The following is a 23,793-nucleotide window of genomic DNA, read 5'->3' on the forward strand; positions in this document are numbered from 1 at the left end:
ATGCCCAGTGTAGAATTGTCCCAGACAGTGCACAAGGGGTGCGTCGTAACGGATCGAATTACAATCTGCCGCATGGTCTCCCACCCGCCTCGCGACCGCCCGGGCGAGCGGAAGGGCGACGCGCGCTACGACCGCTGGCACTCGCATCGCACCACGGTCCGGGCCGAGCTCATCGAGGCCACCATCCGCGCGATCGACGCCCACGGACCCGACCTGTCCATCGACAATGTGGTGAAAACCGCTGGTATACCGCGCCCCAAGCTGTATCGCTTCTTCGGCGACAAGGTGGAACTGCTGGCCGCGGTGAGCGGGCGCGTCCAGCAGCTCATCGTCGAGCGGGTCACTCCGCATCTGAACCCCGCCGGCCCGGTCCGCGACGCCCTGCGCACCGCCCTGACCGCCTATATCGACCTGGTGTCCGAGCGCCCCAATCTGTTTCGCTTCATTGTCAGCTCACAGGTGGTCGCGGCCTTCGGCGCGACTCGGCTGGTCGAGGACGGACGCCCACTGTCCGATACAGTCGCGGCCTTCTTCTCCGGCGTGCTGCGCCTGCGCGGCGCCAACGGCGATCACACCCAGTTCGCGGTGGACGCCCTGCTCGGCGCGATCGGCCTGGGGGTGCTGCGCTGGCTCAACGAACCATCCATCACCGCAAAGGAACTCGCGGAGGAACTGACCGCCTTCGCCTGGGGCGCGCTCGCGGCCACCGCCGCCGCCCGCGGCCTCACCCTCGACCCCGACGCGCCGCTGCTGCCCCCGGCCGGGCGCAGGTTGCCGCAGCTCAGCGAATGAAGCGTTCCACCATCCGCCGCTCACTGGCGGCATCGGCCAGCGGCCAGGTCAGCAGCGAGAGCACCATGCGGACGATCCATTGCGCCGCTTCGTCATCCGGCGCGATCCCGACGAGCAGGGTGGCGATCCGCCCCAGCTCCGGGGAGCCGGCGAAGGCCCGGTCGCTACCGCCCGCCCGGCTGCCCGCGAATCCCTTGGCCAGCACCGGATCCGCACGCACCGCCGCCACCGACGCCAGGATCGCCTCCACGATTCGCCGCGAGCCCTCGTAGCGCCGTACCGCCGCGGTCACCCGTTCGGCCACTCCCAGCGCCGATTTGGCCATCACCGCGTCGAAAAGCGCGGCCTTGCCGGGAAAGTGCCGGTACAGCGTGGCCCGCGAACACCCGACCGTGTTGGCCACCTCGTCCATCCCCACACGGTCGAACCCGCGGGCCTGGAACAACTCCGACGCGACCCCGACAATCCGCTCCGCGGCGACCGACCGCCGCACGCCACCCGCCAGCCAGTCCACCCGCTGCTCGGTCACCATCCCACTCCTCGTCGCTGAAGATCAGGTCTCATCCTGAGATGTGAGCCGGGATTCGTCCAGGGTCGATGCGGCCGCGCCAGGCCAGGTCGAGGTATCCATCAGATAGCCGCATCCGCGCAAACACCCAGGACAACGTTGGATACCCGTCTGCAACAGACCTGTCTCAAATTGCTGGAAGTTCACCTGTTCTGTGTGAGGCTGGCGGAAGACCGCGGATTGGACAGTGTGCTCGAGGACATGGTCTACGCCTCGATCGCCGGATTCAACCCGGTCGGCGGCCTCTACGCGCGCGTGGCGCCGTCCACCCTCGGCTCACCGCCGGAGGACGACTCGTGCCGGCGGGCGTGCAACCCGAGCCGGCGCAGAGTCATGAAGCACACCGGGCTCACCGGCGAGTTCGGCGTCGACATCGTCGGGACCGAGCCGGAAATCTTCGGGCCGGTCGCGAAGGCCGTCGATCTCGGAACCAACTGGATCGAGAGTCGGAAACCCAACAGTGAGGTGGTCATGACAGCAGCGCCCGTGGATCGCACCGATTTCGACAATGCCGAGCGGGGTCTGGTCGCCCGGCTCGACCCCTGCGTCATCAAGGCGCAGGACGGCCGTGAGGTCTTCAGCGCCGAAGACTTCAAGTTCCTCGAAGCCGAGGGCGCGGACACCGTCGACCCGAGCCTGTGGCGGCAATCCCAGCTGTGCCGGATCAACGGTCTCTTCGAGGTCTGCGAAGGCGTGTATCAGATTCGCGGTATGGACATCTCGAACATGACGCTGATCGAATCCGACAACGGCGTGATCGCGGTGGACCCGCTGATGAGCGCGGAAGTCGCGGCCGCCGGGCTGGCCCTCTACCGCGGGCAGCGCGGTGACCGCGCGGTCACCGCGGTGATCTACACCCACCCGCACGCCGACCACTTCGGCGGTGTCCTCGGCGTGGTCGCCCAGGACACCACCGTGCCGATCATCGCGCCCGAGCACTTCATGGAACACGCCATCTCCGAGAACGTGTACGCGGGCACCGCCATGTTGCGGCGCGGCGGCTACTACGCCGGCGCCAACCTGCCGCGCAACCCGCGCGGCGTGACCGGAATCGGCCTGGGTCCCAACGCCTCCACCGGTGAATTCGGACTGCTGGCACCGACCCACGAGATCACCGCCACCGGTCAGGAGGAAATGATCGACGGCGTGCGGTTCATCTTCCAGATGACGCCCGGTACCGAGGCGCCCGCCGAGATGAACTTCCTACTGCCCGACCACAAGGCGCTGTGCATGGCCGAGAACGCCTGCCACACACTGCACAACATCCTCACCCTGCGCGGCGCCCAGGTCCGCGACGCCCGCATGTGGTCGCGCTACATCGCCGAGGCGATCGAATTGTTCATCGACGAAACCGATGTCGTGTTCGCCTCGCACCACTGGCCCACCTGGGGCCGGGACAATATCCTCGAGTTCCTCACGCAGCAGCGCGACACCTACGCTTACCTGCACGATCAGACCGTGCGGCGGATGAACCAGGGCGAGATCGGCAGCGAGATCGCCGAGAACTTCCCGCTGGCACCGGAATTGGCGACACAGTGGAACAACCGCGGCTACTACGGCTCGATCAGCCACGACGTGAAGGCCGTCTACCAGCGCTATCTCGGCTGGTACGACGCCAATCCCTCGCACCTGTGGCAGCATCCGCCGCAGGCGCAGGCCACCCGCTACGTCGAGCTGCTCGGCGGCGTTGACGCGACGGTCGCCAAGGTGCAGGAGTTCGCCGACAAGGGTGATCTGCGGTTCGCCGCCGAACTGGGCAGCCACGCGGTCTTCGCCGACCCGTCGCACACCGGGGCCAAGCAGGCCCTCGCAGCCGTGCTGGAACAGCTCGGCTTCGGCTCCGAGAACGCGACCTGGCGCAACTGCTTCCTCACCGGCGCCCACGAGCTGCAGAACGACGTGAAGCCGACGCCGATGTCGGCGAGCCCGGCGGTGGCCATGGCAATGAGCATCACCCAGCTCTTCGACACCCTGTCGCTGAATATCGTCGGCGCCCGGGCTTGGTCGGAGAAGCTCAGCATCGCTTGGCATTTCACCGACAGCGACGAGACCTATCACATGGAGCTGAGTCACGGCGCGCTCATCCACCACCCGGCCATTCGCAAGCGGGACGCCGATCTCGATATCACCCTCACCAAAGTCGGCCTGCTGCAACTGATGGCCACCGGCTCGTTCGACGGCCTGCGGACCAAGGGCGACACCGAGGTCTGGAGGCGGCTCACCGGTCTGCTCGACAAGGCCGACCCGAACTTCACGATCGTCACCCCCTGACGCTCGCTATCTCGCCGCGTCGCCTCGATGCACACCGGGGCGGTCCGGCGGACATCTCTCGATCACAGCCGAATCCACCACAGCCGAACGAGGGAGCGAGAGCATGAACTTCACCATGAAGAGAACGCCCGGGCCGGGCCCTGCGACCTCCATCGAGGCCATGGGCCTGACCGGCATCGTTTTCGCGCTGCTCGCCTTCATCGCGGTGGAGATGCTGCGCGAACTGCCGGGCTGGCGTGCCGATCACCAGCTCGTGGCACAGTGGTTCGGGGTGTCCGGCAACCGCAATCGGATGGCGGTCGTCGTCCTGATCATGATCGTGGCCTCGATCGCGCTGCTGTGGTTCATCGGCACCATCCGCCGCCGTATCGGCAGTAGCGAGGACAAGCTGTTCGCCACCGTATTCCTCGGCAGCGGACTGGTTCTCATCACCGTGCTGCTGACCTCGATCGCCGCCTTCGCGATCCCGGCCACCCTCGCGCAGCAGGTGGGCCCGCAGGCCGCGGCCGACGTGTACCCGGTCAGCTATGGCCTGGGGATGAACCTGGTGACCGTCATCGCGCCGCGTGTCTCGGCGGTGTTCATGCTCTCGCTGGCGAATCTGGCCCGGGTCACCGGAGCGTTCCCCAAGTGGCTGACGATCCTGTCCACGGCGGCGGCGCTCTTCATGCTGTTCGCGGTGACGGTGTCGATCCATATCGCCTGGATCCTGCCGAGCTGGTCCCTGGTCGTCAGTGTGGTGATCATCTGGCGGCGAAAGCAATTGGCCGAGCCATGACGGTTCGTCAGGGCGCCGTCATCAGGGGCTGGAGATACCGGATCGCGTAATCACGCAGCTGCGCTTCGGATTCCAGCAGCGGCGGCGCGTCCGGCGTCAGCACCAGGGAGTGGATCAGCCGCACGACCGTGGTGGCGTAGAACTCCGCCTGCTCGTTCCCGGCCAGCCCGAGCTGGGCGCGCCCCTCGTTCACCTGCGCGGTCACGAACGCGGTCGCGATGCGCAGGATCTCCCCGGCCTCCAGGGTGAGCCAGCCCAGCACCTCGTCGCGGTCCACCGCGAAGAGCCGGCGCAGCAGCGGATGATCGCGCAATGTCGTGACGGTGATGATGAAGCCGCGGGTGTGCCGTTCGAGCGGATCGGCGATATCCCCGATGCCCCGCTCGATCTCGGCCAGCGTCCGGCGCACCTCGTGGGACAGCGCGGCGCGGGTGATCTCCTCGCGCCCGCCCATCCGGCGATAGAGCGTGGCCCGGTTCACCCCCGCCCGCTTGGCGATGTCGTCGGCACTGGTCCGGCGAATGCCGACCAGCGAGAACTGTTCCAGCGCGGCCTCTTTGATGCGCGTGTCCACGGCGTCGTCGGGTTCGACGGCCGTGAGCAGGGCCTGCAGCGACAAGGGTGATTCCACCGGGCGCACCTCCTGACCGGGAGTCTAGCCGAATGCGACAGGACGACAAAATTTGTCGCACCGTCTTGCGACAAAGAGAGATCATGTGTTGCACTCAACGGCAGGAGTTCCCAATGACGTGGAGGCCGTGCCATGACCAGCGCAGCAGAGACCGAACAGCCGACGACCGATCCGAAGGGCGCGCCCCTGGGCCCCGGCTCACTGCTGTGGGAGTACTTCGGCGACCGCCGGCTCAAACTGTTCTTCGGGCGTTCGGGCACCCTGCAGAACATGCACCCGGCCGTTTCCGCGGCGCTGCAACAGCATTCGAACTTCTTCGACGATCCGTGGGATCGCCTCCTGCGCTCGGTGCCGCGGATCGAGGACTCGGTCTACGACCCGCCCGAATCGACCGCGGCCGTGCGGGTACGGGACTACCACCGCGACATCAAGGGCGTCGACCACCACGGACAGCGCTATCACGCGCTGAATCCCGACATCTTCTGGTGGACGCACGTCACCTTCGTCGAAGCCGTCATGACCATGAACGAGCACTTCGGCACGCCGCTCACCGAGGCCCAGAAGCAGCAGCTGTGGGCCGAGGGCGTCACCTGGTGGGAGCGCTACGGGCTGTCCATGCAGCCGGTGTTCGGGACTTACGAAGAGTTCCAGGTGTATTGGGCGCGCATGCTCGCCGAAGAGCTGGAGGCCAACGCGACCACCGACTTCGCGCTGCGGTCGGCCGGCATCCCGATTCCGCCGGTGCCCGGGGTTCCCGCGTGGGCGTGGGCGGTGATCCGGCGGCCGTTCATGGAATTCAATGTCTGGCTGCTCTCGGCGATGATGCCCGAGCGCGGACGAGAGATCCTCGGCATCGACTGGAAACACCGAGACGAGATCGGTTTCCGGATCCTCGCCGGCGCGATCCGCACCACCTGGCCGCTGGTACCCCGGCGGCTGCGCTACGACCGGCGCGTCTATCGCAAGATCCAGGCAGCCGAGCGGGGCCTCAGCCAGCGGCCATTTCGCGCTGCACGGTGGTGGTGATCTGCGACGCGGTCAGGATCATCGCCACCAGGAAGTCGACGAGCTGAGCCCGGTCGATGTCCAGCTCGCCGCGCAGCCATTCGATGAGGATCTCCAGCCCGCCGTGGGCGACCGTGCGGGCGGCGAGCTCGGCGTGCACGCCGGTGACAGCCGCGTCGCCGAGCAGTTCGCGACCCTGATCGAGCATGACCTGGGCGACCACGTCGACGAGTGCCTTTCGGCGGCGGCGCAATTCGTCGGTGGTCTGCATTTCGATGGCCAGCCGGCGGCGGGCGGGGTGATCGGCGATGACGGTGACACCGGCCTCGATCACGGCCCGCAGCCGGACCCGGGTGTCGGCGGGCTCGGCGGCGATGACGCCCATGACCGCGGCGACGACCGCGGCCAGCTGCTCGTCGACCAGTTCGTACAGCAGCCGGTCGGTGTGGCTGTAGGCCTCGTAGAAGTAGCGGTCGTTGAGCCCGGCACGGGCGCACAGCGCGCGCACTTTCAGCCCGGCGACACCCTCCTCGGCGATCACTTCGAGCGCGACCTCGCGCAGCCGTTGGCGGCGCTGGGCGCGGCGCTCGTCGGCGCTGAGTCCGGCGTACCGGCCACGGGGTGATTCCACGGTTCCGCCCTGTCTGTTGCCATGCCGCAAGGTTTGGTGAAGACTATCACCAAAGTTCTGGTGACGTCCTTCACCAGAAGCTGAGCGCATCCAGGAGGCACGCAATGACGCGTTCCGAGCTGTCCGATCCGGTGATCTTCCGGGAGTTCCCCTTCAATATCGGGGTCAAGATCCTCGCCCCCGGCGATATCCGCCCGACCCGCGAACAGCAGGCGGCCTACCGCAAGTTCACCGAGATGGGCGACCCACTGGCCGACGCCGTGGTCGAGATGTTCCGGCGCCTGCCCACCGGGCAGGGCCGGGCCCTGTTCGAGACGGCCCTGGAACACGGCATCGACGCCGTGCCCGACGCGCCGGCCGAGCTGAAAGCCTTTTTCGCGCATCTCGATTCGGTGCCGTTCTGGCTCGACCGGGACAAGATGGACCGGGCCGCGCGGGTCAGCGGCCGGGTCGGGCCGTGGGCGACCAATCTGGCCCTGTCCATGTTCGCGCTCAATGGCGGCTACCTGGCCTCGCGGGCGGGCAAGGTGCTGGTCGGCACCGGCGGGCTGTCGGCCGAGAGCATGGCGCCGCGCCGAGTCGTCGAAACCGCGACCTGGTGGATCGACGTGACCGCGCCGGGCGGTATGGAGCGATTCGCCGCGGGATTCAAGAACACCGTCCGGGTGCGGATCATGCACGCGCAGGTGCGGGCGGGCATGAACCGGCGGCCGGACTGGGACTACGAGCAGTGGGATCATCCGGTCAACCAGTCCCTGACCGCGGGCACGCTGATGTTGTTCTCGCTGGCCACGATTGCCGGGTGCAATGCCGTCGGGCTGCGGTTCTCCCGCAAGGAGAAAGCGGCGGTCTATCACCTGTGGCGGTATGTCGGTCACCTGATCGGACTCGATCCCGAGATCCTGCCCGCCGACGAGACCGACACCTGGCGGCTGCTGTGGCTGCAGGCGGACTACGAGTTCCTGCCCGACGAGGACTCGCGGCGGCTGTCCAAGGCGCTGGTGTCCGCGCTGGGCCCGATCTACGGCTTCGACGGACCCGGCCCGCGCGACCGCGCCCTACGCTGGGCCTTCACCATGTACTCGGTCTCCTACAGCCGAATCCTGCTGGGCAAGAGCAACTCCGACTTCCTGGAGATGCCCCGCAGCCGCGTCTTCCTGGCGGCGGTGCTGGCCACCGCGGCCGTCAACGGCGTGCTCGAGGTGCCGCGGCGGTTCATACCGGGCGCGACCGGGCTGAGCGAGCGGCTGGGCCGCCGGGCCACCGTGCGCATGATGCGCCGGGCGGCCCTGGTGAACAGTCCGGACCGGAGTTACGCACGCCACGATCGATTGGCCGGAACCCGCGCGGCCTGAGACTCTTACCGATGAGTAACGCGCGCCGCGTAACCCCTGCATGAAGGAATTGCGTCAATGAGCCTGCCGCCCATCCTGTCCGAGCGCCTGCGCCTGCCCGTGGTCGCCTCCCCCATGTTCATCGTGTCCGGGCCCGAGCTGGTGATCGCCCAGTCCAAGGCGGGCGTCGTGGGCTCCTTCCCGTCGCTGAACGCGCGGCCGCAGTCGCTGTTCAAAGAGTGGCTGGTGCGGATCAACGAGGAGCTGGCCAAGCACGACGCCGACAATCCGGACCAGCTGTCCGCGCCGTACGCCGTGAACCTGATCGTGCACAAGAGCAATGACCGGCTCGAGGAGGACCTGGCCACGGTCGTCGAGCACCGGGTGCCGATCGTCATCACCTCGCTGGGCGCGCGGCCGGACGTGAACGAGGCCGTGCACTCCTACGGTGGCATCGTGCTGCACGACATCATCAACAATGTGTTCGCGCACAAGGCCGTCGAGCGCGGCGCGGACGGTCTGATCGCGGTGGCGGCGGGCGCGGGCGGTCACGCCGGACCCCAGTCCCCGTTCGCTCTCGTCCAGGAGATCCGGACCTGGTTCGACGGCCCGCTGCTGCTGTCGGGCTCGATCGCGCACGGCCGCTCCATCCTGGCCGCGCAGGCCGCGGGCGCGGACCTGGCCTACATCGGCTCGGCCTTCATCGCCACCGACGAGGCCAACGCGGTGCCCGGCTACAAGCAGATGATCGTCGACTCCGGCGCGGGCGACATCGTCTACTCCAACCTCTTCACCGGCGTGCACGGCAACTACCTGCGCGGCAGCATCACCGCCGCCGGTATGGACCCCGACAACCTGGCCGAATCCGACCCGTCCGCCATGGATTTCGGCACCGGCGAATCGGATACGCCCGGTGCCAAGCCGTGGAAGGACATCTGGGGCTCGGGCCAGGGCATCGGCGCCATCGACGCCATCCGCCCGGCCGGTGATGTCGTCGAACGCCTGATCCGCGAATACGACGAGGCCAAGGCGCGCCTGCTGGCGCTCTGATGCGCTCGCAGGGCGGCGGGGTGGCCGCCGCCCTGCGAGTTTCCGGATCCTCTCGCGATCCGGAGCTACCTGCCCGCGGGTTCGGTGCGGGATTCGTTGATGCCGACGATCGGCAGCCGCAGGGCCGCGGGGGCGGTGGCGGGCACGACCGGATTGCCGGGGGCGATGGGCTGGATGCGCCGGTATGCCGCGCCCAGCTCCGGACGCGGGTCGGGCTCACCCTTGTTCGGCCACAACGAGACCGCGCGTTCGGCCTGGGCGGTGATGGTGAGCGACGGGTTGACGCCGAGGTTGGCGGAGATGGTCGAGCCGTCGATGACGTGCAGGCCGGGGTGACCGTAGAGGCGGTGGTAGGCGTCGACCACACCCGTCGCGGGTGAGTCCCCGATGGCGCAGCCGCCCAGGAAATGGCCGGTCATGGGGATCTTCAAGATGCTGGAAGAGGCTCCGATCGGGATGCCGTCGACGGCGTCGGCGACCCGGCGGGCGACCTCGTGCCCGGCGGGCACCCAGGTCGGATTGGGTTGGCCCTCACCCTGTTTGGTGGTCATGCGGCGGCCGAACAGTCCGCGTTTGGTGTAGGTGGTGATGGAGTTGTCCACCGACTGCATGACCAGCAGGCCGATGGTGCGCTCGGACCAGTGCCGCGCATTGTGCACCCGGACGGCGTCACGGGGCCGGCGGCGGGCCGTTCGAGCCCAGAGCCGCCAGCGCGGGGTGTCGCCCTCGTCGTCGACCATGAGCGTGCTCATCACGCCGAACGCGTTGCTGCCCTTGCCGTACCGGACCGGCTCGACATGGGTGTCGTGATCGGGGTGGATCGACGACGTGATCGCCACGCCCTTGGTGTAGTCCGCGTGCTCGTCACGGCTGCGGACGCCGAGCAGCTCCTCGGAATTGGTGCGGGACAGATAGCCGAGGCGGTCGGAGATCCCGGTGAGCGAGCCCCGGTCCCGCAGCCGGTGCAGCAGGCGCTGGGTCCCGAGCGAGGCGGCGGCGAAAATGACCTGCTCAGCGGTGAATTCGCGACGCTGCTTCCGGAGCACGCGCCCGGTGCGGACCGTCTCCACCGCGTAGCCGCCGCCGCTGAGCGGTCGCACATCGGTGACCGTGGTGAGCGGATGCACTGCGGCACCGGCCTTCTCGGCCAGGTACAGGTAGTTCTTGACCAGGGTGTTCTTGGCATTGTGACGGCAGCCGGTCATGCATTCACCGCAGTGGGTGCAGGTGCGGCGATCCGGGCCGGCGCCGCCGAAGAACGGGTCCGGCACGTCCTCGCCCGGGCGGCGGCCGGGCCCGCCGAAGAACACGCCGACCGGGGTCGGCCGGTAGGTGTCGCCGATTCCCATGGTGTCGGCTACCGTTCGCAGCACGCGGTCCGCGGGGGTCGTGGCCGGGTTGGACGTCACACCCAGCATGCGCTTGGCCTGGTCGTAGTGCGGGGCGAGTTCGTCCTTCCAGTCCGTGATGTGACCCCACTGGCGATCGGCGTAGAACTTGTCCGGCGGCTCGTAAAGAGTGTTGGCGTAGACGAGCGAGCCGCCGCCGACCCCTGCGCCCGCCATCACGAAGGTGTCATTGAGCAGTGCCAGCCGCTGAATGCCGAAGCAGCCCAGGGCCGGTGCCCACAGGTACTGGCGCAACCGCCATGAGGTCTTCGCGAACTCGTGGTCCTCGAAGCGGCGGCCCGCCTCCAGCACGCCGACGCGGTATCCCTTCTCGGTCAGTCGCAGGGCGCTCACGCTGCCGCCGAAACCGGAACCGATGACGAGGACGTCGTAGTCGAATCGCATTGCTACTCCTGGGATTCTGCGCGGGCGGCGGGGGCGAGCCGGTAGTCGGCGAGGTTCAGGCGGCGGGTCACCCGGCGGTATCCGGTGACGGTGCCCGGCCAGTTGTTGGTGATGCGCCCGGCGGCATTGCGGTACCAGCTGGTGCAGAAGTTCCACACCGAACGATCCAGGCGCCCTTGGATTTCCGCGTCGTAGGCGGCTTCGACCTCGGGACGGGCGTCGAGCACGTGGCCGGGGCAGCGCCGCAGCAGTTCGACGGCCTGGCGGATGTAACGGGTCTGCGACTCGATGATGTGCACGATCGACCCCGCGCCCAGATTGGTGTTGGGGCCGTACAACAGAAACAGATTCGGGAAGCCCGGGACCGTGATGCCCTTGAAAGCCCGGGCGCCACCGGCCCATTCGTCGTGCAGTTTGCGGCCGCCGCTGCCGGTGACGCTCATCGGCCACAGGAATTCGGTGCCCTTGAACCCCGTGCCGTAGATGATCACGTCCGCCTCGTGCAGCGTGCCGTCGGCGGTGCGCACGCCGGTCGGGGTGATCTCGGCGATGCCGGTGGTCTCCAGGTGCACATTGGGCCGGGCGAGCGCCGGGAAGTAGTCGTTGGAGAACAGGCCGCGCTTGCACCCGGGCGGCGCGTCGGGAGTCAGCTTGGCGCGCAGCACCGGATCGGCGACCTGCCGCTCCAGATGCCGGGTGCTGATCCGGCTGACGATCGGGCGGATGGCCGGAATGTCGACGATGCTCAGCGACACCGTCTCGCACAGCGTCCACCAGGCCAGCCGCTCCGCGAGCAGCACCGGCGGCACCCGCTCGAACAGGGCCCGGCGCACCGGGCCGTAGTCGGTGTCGGGCTTGGGCAGGATCCAGGTGGCCGAGCGCTGGAACACGGTCAGCGCCGCCACGTCGGGCTGGATGGCGGGCACGAATTGGACTGCGCTGGCGCCGGTTCCGATGACGGCCACCTTCTTGCCGCGCAGGTCGACGGCGTGGTCCCACTCCGCGGAGTGGAAGGCGGCGCCGGTGAAGGTCTCGAGGCCGGGCAGCTCGGGCAGGGCAGGGCGGGAGAGCTGGCCGACCGCCGAGACCACGATGCCGGCACGCAGCACGTCGCCGTCGGCCAGCCGCACCGTCCAGGTCCCGGTCGCATCGTCGAATTCGGCCGCGGTCACCTCGGATTCGAACCGGATCCGGCCGAGCAGCCCGTACTTCCCGGCCAGCCCGCGCAGGTACCGCTGGATCTCCGCCTGCGGCGCGCACCGCTTGGACCAGGACGGATTCGGCTCGAAGGAGTACGAGTACAGCGGGGACGGCACATCGCACTCGGCGCCCGGATAGGTGTTCTCGCGCCACACCCCGCCGACGTCGCCGCCGCGCTCGAGGAGGATGAAATCGTCGATCCCGGCGCGGGTCAGCTCCAGCGCCATGCCGATGCCGCCGAAGCCGGTGCCGATGATGACGATCGACGGGCTGGTGGTCATGCGTCCCTCTCTTCCACCTCGTTGTGCTGTCCTCGACGCTACGACCTGCGCATATCCGGTCATGAAAGAGCGACGGCCACAAAATCCATACTTTCGGCCATAATCGGTGCATGAGCACGGTCGAGGAGCCGGAAGTCCGGACCTGGAACTTCCCACGCGGCACGGCCAGCGTCGCGGTCATGACCGAGTTCGCCGGTGAGCGCGGCGTCCCGGCCGCGCGCGTGCTGGCGGGCACCGGCCTCACCGAGCGGCAGCTCACCGATGCCGAGACCCAGATCCCCGCCGAGACCGAACTGGCCGTGGTGCGCACTCTCGTCCGCGAGCTCGGTGACATCCCCGCCCTCGGCGTCGAGGTGGGCCGCCGCTACCGGATCAGCACCTTCGGCATCTTCGGCTACGCCTGTGTCACCAGTCCCACACTGCGCGAGGCCATTTCGCTGGCGCTGCGCTACTACCGGCTCGGATTCGCCTTCTGCACACCGATCGTGGAGTCGCACGCGCACGAGGTGGTGACCTGGATCCACCACGACACCGTGCCCGCCGACGTGCAGGGCTTCCTGGTAGAGCGGGACATCGTGGCCATGCACCGGGTGATGAGCGACCTGCTGGGCGCGCGCGTCGACTTCACCCGCGCCGAATTCGGCTATCCGGCAACCGATACCGGGCAGCACCTGGAACGGCTGTTCGGCGTCCGGCCGCAGTTCGATCGCCCGCACACCGTCTTCGGCATCGACCCCGATCTGCTGGCCCGGCCGCTCCCCCAGGCCAATCAGCCCACCTGGGCCATCTGCGTGGCACAGTGCCGCGACCTCCTGCACCACCGCAGCGCCCGCACCGGTATCGCCGCCGAGGTCCGCGACCGGCTGCTGCCCGGTTCCGGCACAACGGGTTTCGCCGCCCCGCCCACCCTCGACGGGGTCGCACGCGATCTCAATGTCAGCGCCCGCACGCTGCGCCGCCACCTCGAAGCCGCCGGCACCTCCTACCGCGCCCTGCTCGACGAGGTGCGCCGCACCCTGGCCGAGGAGATGCTGACCGCCACGCCGCTGTCGGTGGACGACATCGCCATTCGGCTCGGTTACGCCGAGGCCACCCCGTTCATCCACGCGTTCAAACGCTGGACCGGCACCACACCGGCGGCCCATCGGCGGGCACACCGCCGCGTCTGAACCGGAATCGGCACGGCCGGACTGGAATCAGCCGGCGCGGATTACGCGCCGCGGCGCAGCATGGGGGCGTCGGCCTGCTCGGTGAAGCGCTCGCCAAGGAACCGCATGGCCGGTCCCGCGAAGGCCATGGCGCCGCCGATGTGTTCGCGCCCGTGCAGGGTGCGCATGGTGACGTCGGTGCCGAGGGCCTGCCAGTCCTCCGCGAGGCGCACGGCCTGCGGATACGGGATGACCTGCTCACTGGTGCCGCCCGCGACCAGAACCGGCGCGGCGGGCGCGATCCCGCCCAGCCGGTTCTCCAGCAGCCGCGCTTTCACCTCGGGCACCTCGAACGGCGGCCGGCGGCAGAAGGTCGAGACCTTGGTGGGCACGACCAGGCCCGCACCGATCCCGAGCACCGCCGCGGCGGCGATGTGGGTGCGGCGGAACATGGCGGCCAGGGCGCGGCCGTGCGGCTTGAGGTGTTGCAGCACATTCAGTTCCGGGTAGGCGGCCTCGATGCCCAGCACACCGTAGAAGAGCAGGAACGCCCACGGCGTGCCGTCCAGGAACTTCACCATGTCGACCATGTCGGCCGGGGCCGACCCGACCACGCCACCCGTCAGCGGCAGGTCGGGCGCGTAGGTGGGCTGCGACTGCAGAGCCCAGCCCGCGGCATTGCCGCCCTCGGAGTAGCCGTAGATACCCAGCGGGCCATCGGGATCCAGCTCCGCGCCGGGCAGCCGGCGCGCGGCCCGCATACTGTCCAGGACAGCCGGGCCCAGGGCGCGCCCCATGACGTAGGGGTGCAGGCCCGGATTGCCGAGCCCCGGATAGTCGGTGATCGCGAGCGCCCAGCCGCGGCGCAGGGCGGCGTGGAGGAAGATCGATTCGTATTCCAGTCCGAACCGCAGCTGCCAGGACGCGGCGGCGACCGTGCCCGCCAGGCCCTGGGTGCCGACCGCGTAGCCGACCAGCGGCCGCGAACCGGGTCCGCGCCACGGCGTGTTCGGCACCAGCACGGTGCCGGTGACGTGCGTCGGAGCCCCGGTGGCGGTGGTCGAGGTGTATTTGACGCGCCAGGCGCGAGCAGGCAGTCGCACCCCGGGCAGCATGCGCGCGGTCATCGGTTCGGCGGCCAGCAGCCTGCCGGGTTCGAACACACCGGGATGTCCGGCACCGACCGCCGCCTCGTCGAAGCGGTTGGTGTTCGCAGTCATCGTTGCCTGCCCTTCTTGCACATACTCGCGTTATGCAGTTGTCACGCAACCGGATCCGCAGGGGCGGGCGTCAGCTGTCCCGGACAGTCCGGCTGAACGAAACCATACCCACTATGGAAGTTGGAGACACCTCTTGTCACGACAACTCCCACTCGGTGGGACGGCGCATACGAGACAACGGCCCCGGGACCTCGAAATACTCCCGGGCCCAGCCCGGTTGGCGCAGTTGTGACCATTCCCCGCATCCTGCTGATTTCGGGCAGCACCCGTGAGGGCTCTACGAACACCGCCGCGCTGCGCTCCATCGCCGCCGACGCCGGGCCGGAGTTCGAGGCCGTTCGCTACCAGGGCCTGCTCGACCTGCCCGCCTTCGTCCCGGGCACCGACCCCGAGCCGCCCGTGGTCGAGGCCCTGCACCGGCAGCTCGCCGAGGCCGACGCCGTACTGTTCTGCACCCCCGAATACGCGGGCATGATCCCCGGCAGCCTCAAGAACCTTCTCGAGTGGACGGTCGGCAATGCCGATCTCAGCGACAAACCGGTCGCATATGTGAACGTCGCCTACGAGGGTCGCGGCGAGGCCGCGGTCGCCACCCTGCGCACCGTGCTCGGATATGTCGGCGCCGAGATCGTGGAGCCGGCCTGCGAGCGGATCACCGTGCTCCAGAGCGGTATCGGACCGGATGGCCTGGTCGCCGACACGGATGCCCGCGCGCGCTTGAGCGCCGCCGCGCGCGCCCTGGCCGCGCATGCCGCCCACCCCGTGGAGCCCCTCACCTCGGTGAGGCTCGACAACTGACGCATCGGCGGGGCCCAGCGCGCTGTCCCTCCCCGCATCGCCGCCGGTCCGGAAACGCCGAGTGGCACATCTCCGAGGCAGCCTCGATGATGTGCCACTCGATGAACCGGATCGGTTCGAGAGACCCGGTCAGTCCGTCTCGTCCGGGAACGCCTGCTGGCGGTGGCCACCGCGGAGGGTGCCCTCCAGATAGGCCGCCTTGCAGGCGCGGCGGGCGATCTTGCCGCTGGACGTGCGCGGAATCGACCCGGCCGGAACCAGCAGCAGATCCCGCACGGTGACACCGTGGCGCTTGGCGATGGCCGCCCGCACGGTCTCGGCGATCGGCTCCGGGTCGAGTTTGGCCGCGCCGGTACCGCGTTCGGCCACGATCACCAACTGCTCCGCGCCGGAGGCGGGCTCGGTGGCGGTGACCGTGTCCAGCTCGGCCGGGAGCTGATCTCCCGCGACCGAGAAGGCCGCAACGAAACCCGGGCGCAGGGCGGTGCTGGACTCCTGGGCGGAGTACTCGAGATCCTGCGGGTAGTGGTTGCGGCCGTCCACGATCACCAGGTCCTTGACGCGGCCGGTGATGAACAGTTCGCCGTCGTAGTACGCGCCGTAATCACCGGTGCGCATCCACTTCGCGTCCTCCGGGGTGCCGTCCGCGCGGCTCGCGGGCTGCCGGGCGGTGATGCGATTGTGGAAGGTGGCGAGGCTCTCCTCCGGGTGGCCCCAGTAGCCGCGGCCGATGTTCGCCCCGTGCAGCCAGATCTCACCGACCTCGCCTTCGGCGCGTTCCGCGCCGGTCTCGGGGTCCACGATGGCCGCCCACTGGGACAGTGCGACGTAGCCGCAGGACACCTGGGCCACGGCGTTTTCCGCGTGCTCGTCCACCTCGACCATGCGGCCGGCATTGAGCTGGGTGCGATCCACCCAGACCGTACGGGCCTCGTCCTCGCGCTTGGTGGCGGAGACGAACAGCGTGGCCTCGGCCATGCCGTAGCAGGGCTTGATGGCGGTCTTGGGCAGGCCGTACGGGGAGAAGGCGTCGTTGAACTTCTGCATCGAGGTCACCGACACCGGCTCGCTGCCGTTGATCAGGCCGATGACATTGGACAGGTCCAATTCCTCACCGGGCTTGGGCAATCCGCGCGCCGCCGCGTGCTCGAAGGCGAAATTCGGTGCGGCCGCGAAGATCTCGGCGCCGTCCTCCTGGGCGGCCAGCTCCTTGATCCAGCGGTAGGGCCGGCGCACGAAGGCGCTCGGCGACATGATGGTGATGTACTTGCCGCCGATGGTGGGCAGGATGACCGTGAGCAGGCCCATGTCGTGGAACAGCGGCAGCCACGTGACGCCGCGGGCCTTCTCGGTGATGCCGATGGCATCGATCATCTGCAGCAGGTTGGTGCCGACGGCCCGGTGCGTGATCTCCACACCCGCCGGGGTGCGGGTGGAACCGGAGGTGTACTGCAGGTAGGCGACATCGTCCATCCGCAGGTTCGGCCGCACCCAGCTCTCCCCCACACCGTCCGGGATCGCCTCGACCGCGATGATGCGCGGACGCTGCGTCGCGGGTAGGTGCTTGAAGATCTCGCGCACCCCGGAGGCGGCCGAGCCGACGGTCAGGACGGCCGCAGGCTTGCAGTCCTCGAGCACGGCGTAGAGCCGGTCGGTGTGGCCCTGCTCGTCCGGATCGAACAGCGGCACCGCGATATTGCCCGCGTACACCGAGGCGTACATCGCCACGATGTACTCGAGGCCCTGCGGGGCGAGGATGGCGACGCGGTCGCCCGGCTGCGTGACCTGCTGCAGCCGAGCGGCTACCGCGCGCAGGCGGACGCCGAAGCGATTCCACGTGATGTCGTGGTACTCGCCGTCACGTTCCCGTGAATAGTCGATAAAGCGGTAGGCGAGCTCGTCCCCGTTGGCCGCCGCGTGCTTGTCGACCAGGTCGACCATGGTCTGGTTGTCAGGGATCGTGATGTTGCCGTGCTCGTCCAGATAGTCATCGAAGGTCTCGCCGATCATTCCCTATCCTTTTTCAACTCACAGTCGCCAGAACCGTGCAGTGACACCGAACAAAGATCGACACGAAAGCCCGAATGTAGCTGGGGGCTGGGGAACTCTAGCAGGTGCCGGAATACCGCGTCACTGCCCACGACCGATGGATGTACTGCGTAAGGCGAAGCGATCAGTAGCGGCCGAAGGCGATGGCCACGTTGTGCCCGCCGAAGCCGAAGGAGTTGTTCAGGGCGTATTCGTAGTTGCCGGGCCTGGCCTGGCCTTTCACCACGTCGAGGTCGATCTCGGGATCCTGGTTCTCCAAATTCAGTGTGGGCGGCACGATTCCGTCCCGCACGCTGAGGACGGTGATGACCGACTCCAGCGCACCGACCGCACCGATGGAATGCCCGAGGGCGGACTTCGGCGCGTACACCGCGGCGTGATTGCCGACAGCTTGCTCGATGGCGTTCGCCTCCGCGGTGTCGCCGATCGGCGTGGCGGTGGCGTGCGCATTGATATGCGAGATATCGGATTTGGCCAGGCCCGCGTGCTCCATGGCGCGGGACATGGCGCGGGCCGCGCCGGTGCCCTCCGGATCGGGGGCGACCAGGTGGAAGCCGTCGGAGGTGACGCCCGCGCCCATGATGCGGGCGTGGATGGTGGCGCCGCGGGCCCTGGCGTGCTCCTCGGTCTCGATGACCATGAGCGCGCCCGCCTCACCGAAAACGAAACCGTCACGGTCCATGTCGAAGGGCCGGGAGGCGCCCTTGGGGTCGTGGTTGCGCGTGCTCATGGCGCGCATCATGGAGAACCCGGCGATGGGCAGCGCCTGGATGGACCCCTCCACGCCGCCGGTGACCACCATGTCGGCATCACCCATGACGACCATGCGCCAGGCATTGGCGATCGCCTCGGAACCGGACGAACAAGCCGAAACAGGCGTCGACACACCGGCCCTCGCGCCCAATTCGACACCGACGCAGGCGGCCGCGCCATTGGGCATCACGGCCTGCACGGTGTGCGGGACCACCTTGCGGTAACCGCCGTTGACCAGCTTGTCGCGCGCGGACATCAGCATTTCCGCGCCACCGAGTCCGGTGCCGATGGAGACGCCGAGGCGATCCTGATCCACCTTCGGGCTACCGGCATTGGCCCAGACCTCGCGACCCAGCACCAACGCCATCTGCTCGATGTAGGACAGGCGGCGCGCCTCGGCCTTGCCGAGATGCGTGGCGGGCGAGACCTTCAGGTGCCCGCCGATGCGGACCGGCAGGCCGAAGTCGTCGAGGAAGCTGTCCTCGAGGACGTCGATCCCGCTCTCCCCGTTGAGTAGTCCCTTCCACGTCGAGTCGACGTCTCCCGCGATCGAGGTGGTCGCCGCGAGGGCGGTGACAACGACACTGGGGTACTGCCGCCGGTTGGGCGTCTGCATGTTCACGCTCCGTAGCAATGCTTCGGCGAATCACGTGCGATCCGCGTGGGCTGACAGGGACTGAGGTGGAACCAGCGAGCGAGCCCGGCCATCAACGCATCGGCGGGGGATGAAGCCAATCTTCGGCGAACTGGGCTAGATTATCCGAGGCGAAGCCGACCACGCTCAATAGGTGACACGCGGGCAACCCGGTTCAATCTCCGGGACAATCCTCGCCGCCGCGGCGATCGCCGGATCACCAGCGTTCTGTCCTACATCATTTCCCCAGCGCCGAGCGATTTCTAGGGAGGGCACAGGATCGTGGTCAGGAGTCTCACGCAGTTGGAACTGCTCATCGAGCTGGAGCCCGTTGCCGAGCAGAACGTGAACCGCCATCTGTCGATGGCCAAGGACTGGCACCCGCATGACTACGTGCCTTGGAATCTCGGTCGCAACTTCGCAGCAATGGACGGCGTGGACTGGGACCCGGCACAGTCGGCACTCAGTGAGGTCGCCAAAGCGGCCATGGTCACCAATCTTCTCACTGAGGACAATCTGCCCAGCTATCACCGGGAGATCGCCGAGAATTTCTCCCAGGACGGCCCCTGGGGCACCTGGGTGGGCCGCTGGACGGCCGAGGAGAACCGGCACGGCATCGTGATTCGCGACTATCTGGTGGTCACCCGGGGTGTGGATCCGGTGGCGCTGGAGCAGGCGCGGATGATTCACATGACCAACGGGTACAATCCCGCGAAGCTGATCAAGGAGCACTCGGACACCGAGTTCGTCCCTGCCGATGCCGGATTCATGCATTCGGTCGCCTATGTGACGTTCCAGGAATTGGCGACCCGGGTGTCCCACCGCAATACCGGCAAAGTGTGCGACGACCCTGTCGCGGACCGCATGCTGCAGCGCATCGCCGCCGACGAGAACCTGCACATGATCTTCTACCGCAACATGTGCGCTGCGGCCCTGGACCTCTCGCCCGACCAGGCCATGGACGCCATCGCCAATGTCGTGCTCGCCTTCCAGATGCCCGGCCTGGGCATGCCCAATTTCCGCCGCAACGGCGTGCTGATGGCCAAGCACGGCATCTACGACCTGCGCCAGCACCTGGACGAGGTCCTGGTTCCGAACCTCAAGAAGTGGAACATCTTCGAGCGCACCGACTTCGGGCCCGCGGGCGACCGGCGCCGCAACGAGGTCGGCGAATTCCTCGACAAGCTCCGCAAGGATGTGGTGCGTTTCGAGGAACAGCGCGATCGCTCCCTCGCCCGCGAGGCCGAGCGCACGGGCGAGCCTCCCGTCCTGATCAGCTGAATCAGCCTGTGGCACACGGTGAGACGGGGCGAGTCCCGCCTCCACCGTGTGCCATTCGCCTTCGAGTACCCGATTCAGAGACGACCCGGCGCCGGCAGGAACGACCGGGCCGGGACAGCGGCGAGCAGATAGACGGCGGCGGCGGTCGCCAGGGGAAGGGCAAGTGATCCCGGGGCGATCGGAATCAGCGCGCCCAGCACTGCCACGCCGAGCGCCGAATCCAGCTGCCGGGCGGCATTGAACGCGGCGGCAGCCAGACCGGCATTCGCGGCGCCCGCGGCGGAGTCGGTGACATTGGTGGCCGCGGGCATGGAGTAGGCCATGCCGAAATTGCCACGTCGTTCAGGAGCGAGGCCCGTTCTTCATGCGCCGCGCCGGGCGACCGCGGTGGGGGTTCGCGGGGTAGTCGCGGCGAGTTCGGCGGTGAGCGCGGATTTGTCGATGCCGATCGTGCGGTGGAGGGCTTGCCAGCCGCTGGGGGTGAATATCATTGCGCGCGGGGTGGTTCCGGGGGCGCACCAGTGGTGGTCCCGCATGCGGCGGAGGATCAGGGCGCCGAGGCCGCCGGCCAGGTGGTGGCGGCGTTCGGACCAGTCGAGGCAGACCTTGACGAGTGGGCGGCGGACGAAGTGGCGGAGATCGGTTGGGGTGATGGCCAATTCGTCGAGGAGGGGGTGGGTGCGGTCGGCGGCGGTCCAGTGGCCGCCGATGACGTTCAGCAGGGCGGCGTCGTGGAGGGCGTCGAAGACCGCGACGCCGACGGCTCCGGCGAGGTGGTCGTAGCAGGTGCGGGCGATCTTCAGGTCGCGGTTGGCGCGGGCGCCGCGCAGCGAACGGACCGGTTGGATCGGGGAGAGCAGGGCCATCGATTCCAGGACCTGGACCACTTCGGGGAGAGCGATCCGGTAGTAGCGGTGGCGGCCCGTCTTCTCGACGGCCAGCCAGCCATGCTCGACCAGCTTTCCCAGGTGCTCGCTGGCGGTGGCGGCCGTGACGCCCGCCGCCCGGGCCAGCTCACCGGCCGGTTGGGCGCGGCCGTCGGCCAGGACGGTGAGCATGCGGGCCCGGGCCGGGTCGGCCAGCAGGCGGGCCGCTCCGGAGATGTCCACATCGCCGTCTCTGATCGGTTCCATGGGTCCAGTGTCCCGCCGCCATGCTTCGGCCCGCGCCGAAGCGTCCGGCCGGGAGGCCCCGGCCTGCGGAAAGATTCAGAACAGGGTCATGGGATCGGTGGTGATGGGGTCCGGAAGGGGTTCCAGGCCGGGGAGCCGGGCGCGGACCTCGGCATGGAAGCGACGGGCGAGGGTCCGAGCCGAGGCATTGTCGGGGGTGTGGATGAACACCGTCGGGGAGCGGCCCTCGCGCAGCCAGGCGACGGTGGTGTCGATCCAGGGCTGCCAGCCCGCGACCGTCGTCGCCACATCGTCGCGACCGTGATACCGCACGATGGGGAATTCGGTGAGGGCCCGGGTGCGTCGCGGATTGCTGGGCTTTTTGGACCGGGCCTCGAACTCGGCCGGGCTGCCCGGCGGGCCCTCGAACAGGACGGTGGTGTCGAACGGGATCCACTCCGCGCCCGCGGCGCTCAACACCTGTTCGAGTTGCGCCGTGGCGCGGGGGTTTTCGAAGAAGGCGGGATGGCGCACCTCGACGGCGCAGCGGTAGTGGGACGGCAGGCCGTCGAGCAGGTTGGCGAGGGCGCGCAGATCGGTGAAGGAGCCCGGCAGCTGCACCCACAGCGAGTGCAGGCGGCGGCCCAGCGGTTCGACGGCGTCCAGGAACGCCGCCATCTCGTCGTCGATGCCGGTGAGGCGGCGGTCGTGGGTGACGGTACGGGGCAGCTTGATCACGAAGCGGAAGTCGGGATCGGTTTGGCGGGCCCAGGATTCGACGGTGCGCCGCTGCGGGACCGCGTAGAAGGTGGTGTTGCCCTCCACCGCATTGCACCAGGAGGAGTAGGTGCGCAGGCGTTCGGCCGGCGGTAGCGGCTTCTCCTGCCAATCCGGATGTGTCCACATTGCGCAACCGACATAGAGCCGCATACCTGCCACGTTAGGTCACCGACTTGCCGGGGCGCAGCCAACCGAAGGTGAGCTCCACCGCTCGCTTCCAGTTGTCGTACTCCTCGGCGCGCAGGTCCGGGTCCATGCGCGGCAGCCACTGCGCCGCGACGCGCCAATTGTGGCGCAGGCCCTCGAGATCCGGCCAATAACCGACCGCCAGGCCCGCCGCGTAGGCCGCGCCCAGCGATACCGTCTCCGCCACGATCGGACGCATGACCGGTATGTCGAGCACATCGGCGATGATCTGCATGAGCAGGTTGTCCGAGGTCATCCCGCCGGCGACCCGTAGTGCCCCGGCCTGGAGTCCGGAGTCGGCGTTCATGGCCTCCACCACATCGCGGGTCTGCCAAGCCGTGGCCTCGAGCACCGCTCGGGCGATGTGCCCCTTGGTGATATACGAGGTGAGCCCGATGAGCAGCCCGCGCGCGTCACTGCGCCAGTGCGGGGCGTACAGCCCCGAGAAGGCGGGCACCAGGTAGCAGCCGCCATTGTCTCCGACTGTGCCCGCGAGGGTTTCGATCTCCGGCGCACTCGTGATGAGCCCGATGTTGTCCCGCAGCCACTGCACCAGCGAACCGGTCACCGCGATCGGCCCCTCCAGCGCGTACACCGGCTCCGGCCCGACCTGGTAGCCAATGGTGGTGAGCAGCCCGTGCTCGGACCGCACCAGTTCCCGCCCGGTGTTCATGAGCAGGAATCCGCCTGTGCCGTAAGTGCATTCGGTCTCACCGGGCGCGAAACACGTCTGCCCGAACAACGCCGCGTGCTGATCACCGAGCGCCGCCGCGATCCGCACCCCCGGCAGCACCCGGCGCGCGGTGCCGAATTCACCGGTCGAGGGCTGGATCTCCGGCAGCATGGCCCGCGGAATATCGAAGAACCGCAACAGTTCTTCGTCCCATTCCAGCGTGGACAGGTTCATCAGCAGCGTCCGGCCTGCATTGGTGACGTCGGTGACGTGCCCGCCGTGATCGGCTCCGCCGGTGAGGTTCCAGACCAGCCAGGTCTCCATGGTCCCGAACAGCACCTCGCCGCGTGCGGCCCGCTCCCGCAGTCCCGGCGTGCGATCCAGCAGCCACCGCAGCCTGGGCGCGGCGAAGTAGGTGGCCAGCGGCAGGCCGCACAGCTCCCGGATCCGTTCCGCCCCAGCCGATTCCCGCAGGCGCTCGACGAGCTGCTCGGTACGCACGTCCTGCCACACGATGGCTCGCCCGATCGGCGTCCCGGTGTTCCGATCCCACACCACCGTGGTCTCGCGCTGATTGGCGATCCCCACCGCGGCGACCTGGTCCAGGGTGATTCCCGAATCTCGCAGTGCCGCGGGCACGACGCGCTCGACATTGCGCCAGATCTCCAGCGCGTCCTGCTCCATCCAGCCCGGCCGCGGGTAGTGCTGCTTGTGCTCGCGCTGCGCCACCCCGGTGAGCCGGGCCCGCTGATCGAACAGGATGGCCCGGGTGGAGGTGGTGCCCTGGTCGATGGCGAGCACGTAGCGTTGCGTCATCCGAACCTG

The 23,793-nt window shown here is 68.5% G+C and carries 21 protein-coding genes; 9 read left to right on the forward strand and 12 right to left on the reverse strand.

Features of this window, described 5'->3' with window-relative positions; all coding sequences use genetic code 11:
- The first annotated feature begins 72 nt into the window (after positions 1 to 72).
- Positions 73 to 792: a TetR/AcrR family transcriptional regulator gene (locus ON33_RS20315; protein WP_040860423.1), complete on the forward strand. Its 720-nt coding sequence runs from the start codon at positions 73 to 75 to the stop codon at positions 790 to 792.
- On the opposite strand, the gene ON33_RS20320 is transcribed toward ON33_RS20315, so the two are convergent.
- A complete protein-coding gene (locus tag ON33_RS20320) occupies positions 782 to 1,321 on the reverse strand; it encodes a TetR/AcrR family transcriptional regulator (protein ID WP_245550597.1) in 540 nt (179 codons plus the stop codon). The genes ON33_RS20315 and ON33_RS20320 overlap by 11 nt on opposite strands.
- Positions 1,322 to 1,831: 510 nt before the next feature.
- Between ON33_RS20320 and ON33_RS20325 the strand changes: the two genes are divergently transcribed.
- Both ON33_RS20325 and ON33_RS20330 read left to right on the forward strand, forming a co-directional pair.
- Positions 1,832 to 3,631: an alkyl/aryl-sulfatase gene (locus tag ON33_RS20325; protein WP_040860680.1), complete on the forward strand. Its 1,800-nt coding sequence runs from the start codon at positions 1,832 to 1,834 to the stop codon at positions 3,629 to 3,631.
- 103 nt (positions 3,632 to 3,734) lie between these two features.
- On the forward strand, positions 3,735 to 4,409 hold the full coding sequence (locus ON33_RS20330; RefSeq protein WP_157184624.1) for a hypothetical protein: 675 nt from the start codon (positions 3,735 to 3,737) through the stop codon (positions 4,407 to 4,409).
- Positions 4,410 to 4,416: 7 nt separating this feature from the next.
- Here the strand turns inward: ON33_RS20330 and ON33_RS20335 are convergent, their stop codons facing one another.
- Positions 4,417 to 5,040: a TetR/AcrR family transcriptional regulator gene (locus ON33_RS20335; RefSeq protein WP_051152551.1), complete on the reverse strand. Its 624-nt coding sequence runs from the start codon at positions 5,038 to 5,040 to the stop codon at positions 4,417 to 4,419.
- A gap of 132 nt (positions 5,041 to 5,172) precedes the next feature.
- Here ON33_RS20335 and ON33_RS20340 point away from each other — a divergent pair, with 132 nt between their 5' ends.
- A complete protein-coding gene (locus tag ON33_RS20340; protein WP_051152502.1) occupies positions 5,173 to 6,066 on the forward strand; it encodes an oxygenase MpaB family protein in 894 nt (297 codons plus the stop codon).
- Here the strand turns inward: ON33_RS20340 and ON33_RS20345 are convergent.
- Complete coding sequence (locus ON33_RS20345) at positions 6,029 to 6,676, reverse strand: TetR/AcrR family transcriptional regulator (protein WP_040860426.1); 648 nt, start codon at positions 6,674 to 6,676, stop codon at positions 6,029 to 6,031. The genes ON33_RS20340 and ON33_RS20345 overlap by 38 nt on opposite strands.
- Positions 6,677 to 6,780: 104 nt before the next feature.
- On the opposite strand from ON33_RS20345, the gene ON33_RS20350 reads away from it, so the two are divergent.
- Together ON33_RS20350 and ON33_RS20355 are read left to right on the forward strand one after the other, a co-directional pair.
- Entirely contained in the window at positions 6,781 to 8,031 is a 1,251-nt protein-coding gene (locus tag ON33_RS20350; RefSeq protein WP_040860427.1) for an oxygenase MpaB family protein, read from the forward strand.
- A gap of 57 nt (positions 8,032 to 8,088) precedes the next feature.
- On the forward strand, positions 8,089 to 9,060 hold the full coding sequence (locus tag ON33_RS20355; RefSeq protein ID WP_040860428.1) for an NAD(P)H-dependent flavin oxidoreductase: 972 nt from the start codon (positions 8,089 to 8,091) through the stop codon (positions 9,058 to 9,060).
- Between the two features lie 65 nt (positions 9,061 to 9,125).
- Here the strand turns inward: ON33_RS20355 and ON33_RS20360 are convergent, their stop codons facing one another.
- Positions 9,126 to 10,853 (reverse strand): GMC family oxidoreductase, encoded by a 1,728-nt coding sequence (locus tag ON33_RS20360; RefSeq protein ID WP_040860429.1) that lies wholly within the window; start codon positions 10,851 to 10,853, stop codon positions 9,126 to 9,128.
- Positions 10,854 to 10,855: 2 nt separating this feature from the next.
- Positions 10,856 to 12,334 (reverse strand): flavin-containing monooxygenase, encoded by a 1,479-nt coding sequence (locus ON33_RS20365; RefSeq protein WP_040860430.1) that lies wholly within the window; start codon positions 12,332 to 12,334, stop codon positions 10,856 to 10,858.
- 110 nt (positions 12,335 to 12,444) lie between these two features.
- On the opposite strand from ON33_RS20365, the gene ON33_RS20370 reads away from it, so the two are divergent.
- Positions 12,445 to 13,503 (forward strand): AraC family transcriptional regulator, encoded by a 1,059-nt coding sequence (locus ON33_RS20370; protein ID WP_040860431.1) that lies wholly within the window; start codon positions 12,445 to 12,447, stop codon positions 13,501 to 13,503.
- 41 nt (positions 13,504 to 13,544) lie between these two features.
- Here the strand turns inward: ON33_RS20370 and ON33_RS20375 are convergent, their stop codons facing one another.
- Positions 13,545 to 14,702 carry a lipase family protein gene (locus ON33_RS20375; RefSeq protein ID WP_083869117.1) on the reverse strand — a complete coding sequence of 386 codons (1,158 nt, stop codon included), beginning with the start codon at positions 14,700 to 14,702 and terminating at the stop codon, positions 13,545 to 13,547.
- Positions 14,703 to 14,930: 228 nt separating this feature from the next.
- On the opposite strand from ON33_RS20375, the gene ON33_RS20380 reads away from it, so the two are divergent.
- Positions 14,931 to 15,500 (forward strand): NADPH-dependent FMN reductase, encoded by a 570-nt coding sequence (locus ON33_RS20380; RefSeq protein ID WP_245550600.1) that lies wholly within the window; start codon positions 14,931 to 14,933, stop codon positions 15,498 to 15,500.
- 129 nt (positions 15,501 to 15,629) lie between these two features.
- On the opposite strand, the gene fadD32 is transcribed toward ON33_RS20380, so the two are convergent.
- Positions 15,630 to 17,510, reverse strand: a complete 1,881-nt coding sequence (gene fadD32, locus ON33_RS20385; RefSeq protein WP_040860432.1) for a long-chain-fatty-acid--AMP ligase FadD32 — start codon at positions 17,508 to 17,510, stop codon at positions 15,630 to 15,632.
- A 163-nt stretch (positions 17,511 to 17,673) separates the two neighbouring features.
- The gene (locus ON33_RS20390; protein ID WP_040860685.1) at positions 17,674 to 18,918 is read right to left on the reverse strand and encodes a KasA/KasB family beta-ketoacyl-ACP synthase; all 1,245 of its coding nucleotides are present in this window, start codon (positions 18,916 to 18,918) and stop codon (positions 17,674 to 17,676) included.
- A gap of 300 nt (positions 18,919 to 19,218) precedes the next feature.
- Between ON33_RS20390 and ON33_RS20395 the strand changes: the two genes are divergently transcribed.
- On the forward strand, positions 19,219 to 20,217 hold the full coding sequence (locus ON33_RS20395) for an acyl-ACP desaturase (RefSeq protein WP_040860433.1): 999 nt from the start codon (positions 19,219 to 19,221) through the stop codon (positions 20,215 to 20,217).
- Positions 20,218 to 20,291: 74 nt separating this feature from the next.
- Here ON33_RS20395 and ON33_RS20400 read toward each other — a convergent pair whose 3' ends face one another.
- The 4 genes from ON33_RS20400 to glpK form a co-directional block, all read right to left on the reverse strand.
- On the reverse strand, positions 20,292 to 20,540 hold the full coding sequence (locus tag ON33_RS20400; RefSeq protein WP_040860434.1) for a hypothetical protein: 249 nt from the start codon (positions 20,538 to 20,540) through the stop codon (positions 20,292 to 20,294).
- A gap of 39 nt (positions 20,541 to 20,579) precedes the next feature.
- Positions 20,580 to 21,350: an ArsR/SmtB family transcription factor gene (locus ON33_RS20405; protein WP_051152503.1), complete on the reverse strand. Its 771-nt coding sequence runs from the start codon at positions 21,348 to 21,350 to the stop codon at positions 20,580 to 20,582.
- A gap of 75 nt (positions 21,351 to 21,425) precedes the next feature.
- Positions 21,426 to 22,259, reverse strand: a complete 834-nt coding sequence (locus ON33_RS20410; protein WP_083869141.1) for a DUF72 domain-containing protein — start codon at positions 22,257 to 22,259, stop codon at positions 21,426 to 21,428.
- Between the two features lie 10 nt (positions 22,260 to 22,269).
- Positions 22,270 to 23,784, reverse strand: coding sequence for a glycerol kinase GlpK (glpK, locus tag ON33_RS20415; RefSeq protein WP_040860436.1), 1,515 nt, complete (start codon positions 23,782 to 23,784; stop codon positions 22,270 to 22,272).
- Between the last annotated feature and the right edge of the window lie 9 nt (positions 23,785 to 23,793).

Origin of the sequence: Nocardia niigatensis NBRC 100131, assembly GCF_000308655.1 — a bacterium.
Taxonomy (GTDB): Bacteria; Actinomycetota; Actinomycetes; order Mycobacteriales; family Mycobacteriaceae; genus Nocardia; species Nocardia niigatensis.

Bases quoted from the DNA above. Each gene is read 5' to 3' on its own strand.
- ON33_RS20315 (WP_040860423.1), top strand. From the start codon at position 73: ATGGTCTCCCACCCGCCTCGCGACCGCCCGGGCGAGCGGAAGGGCGAC.
- ON33_RS20325 (WP_040860680.1), top strand. From the start codon at position 1,832: ATGACAGCAGCGCCCGTGGATCGCACCGATTTCGACAATGCCGAGCGG.
- ON33_RS20330 (WP_157184624.1), top strand. From the start codon at position 3,735: ATGAACTTCACCATGAAGAGAACGCCCGGGCCGGGCCCTGCGACCTCC.
- ON33_RS20340 (WP_051152502.1), top strand. From the start codon at position 5,173: ATGACCAGCGCAGCAGAGACCGAACAGCCGACGACCGATCCGAAGGGC.
- ON33_RS20350 (WP_040860427.1), top strand. From the start codon at position 6,781: ATGACGCGTTCCGAGCTGTCCGATCCGGTGATCTTCCGGGAGTTCCCC.
- ON33_RS20355 (WP_040860428.1), top strand. From the start codon at position 8,089: ATGAGCCTGCCGCCCATCCTGTCCGAGCGCCTGCGCCTGCCCGTGGTC.
- ON33_RS20360 (WP_040860429.1), bottom strand. From the start codon at position 10,853: ATGCGATTCGACTACGACGTCCTCGTCATCGGTTCCGGTTTCGGCGGC.
- ON33_RS20365 (WP_040860430.1), bottom strand. From the start codon at position 12,334: ATGACCACCAGCCCGTCGATCGTCATCATCGGCACCGGCTTCGGCGGC.
- ON33_RS20370 (WP_040860431.1), top strand. From the start codon at position 12,445: ATGAGCACGGTCGAGGAGCCGGAAGTCCGGACCTGGAACTTCCCACGC.
- ON33_RS20375 (WP_083869117.1), bottom strand. From the start codon at position 14,702: ATGACTGCGAACACCAACCGCTTCGACGAGGCGGCGGTCGGTGCCGGA.
- fadD32 (WP_040860432.1), bottom strand. From the start codon at position 17,510: ATGATCGGCGAGACCTTCGATGACTATCTGGACGAGCACGGCAACATC.
- ON33_RS20390 (WP_040860685.1), bottom strand. From the start codon at position 18,918: ATGCAGACGCCCAACCGGCGGCAGTACCCCAGTGTCGTTGTCACCGCC.
- ON33_RS20400 (WP_040860434.1), bottom strand. From the start codon at position 20,540: ATGGCCTACTCCATGCCCGCGGCCACCAATGTCACCGACTCCGCCGCG.
- ON33_RS20405 (WP_051152503.1), bottom strand. From the start codon at position 21,350: ATGGAACCGATCAGAGACGGCGATGTGGACATCTCCGGAGCGGCCCGC.
- ON33_RS20410 (WP_083869141.1), bottom strand. From the start codon at position 22,259: ATGCGGCTCTATGTCGGTTGCGCAATGTGGACACATCCGGATTGGCAG.
- glpK (WP_040860436.1), bottom strand. From the start codon at position 23,784: ATGACGCAACGCTACGTGCTCGCCATCGACCAGGGCACCACCTCCACC.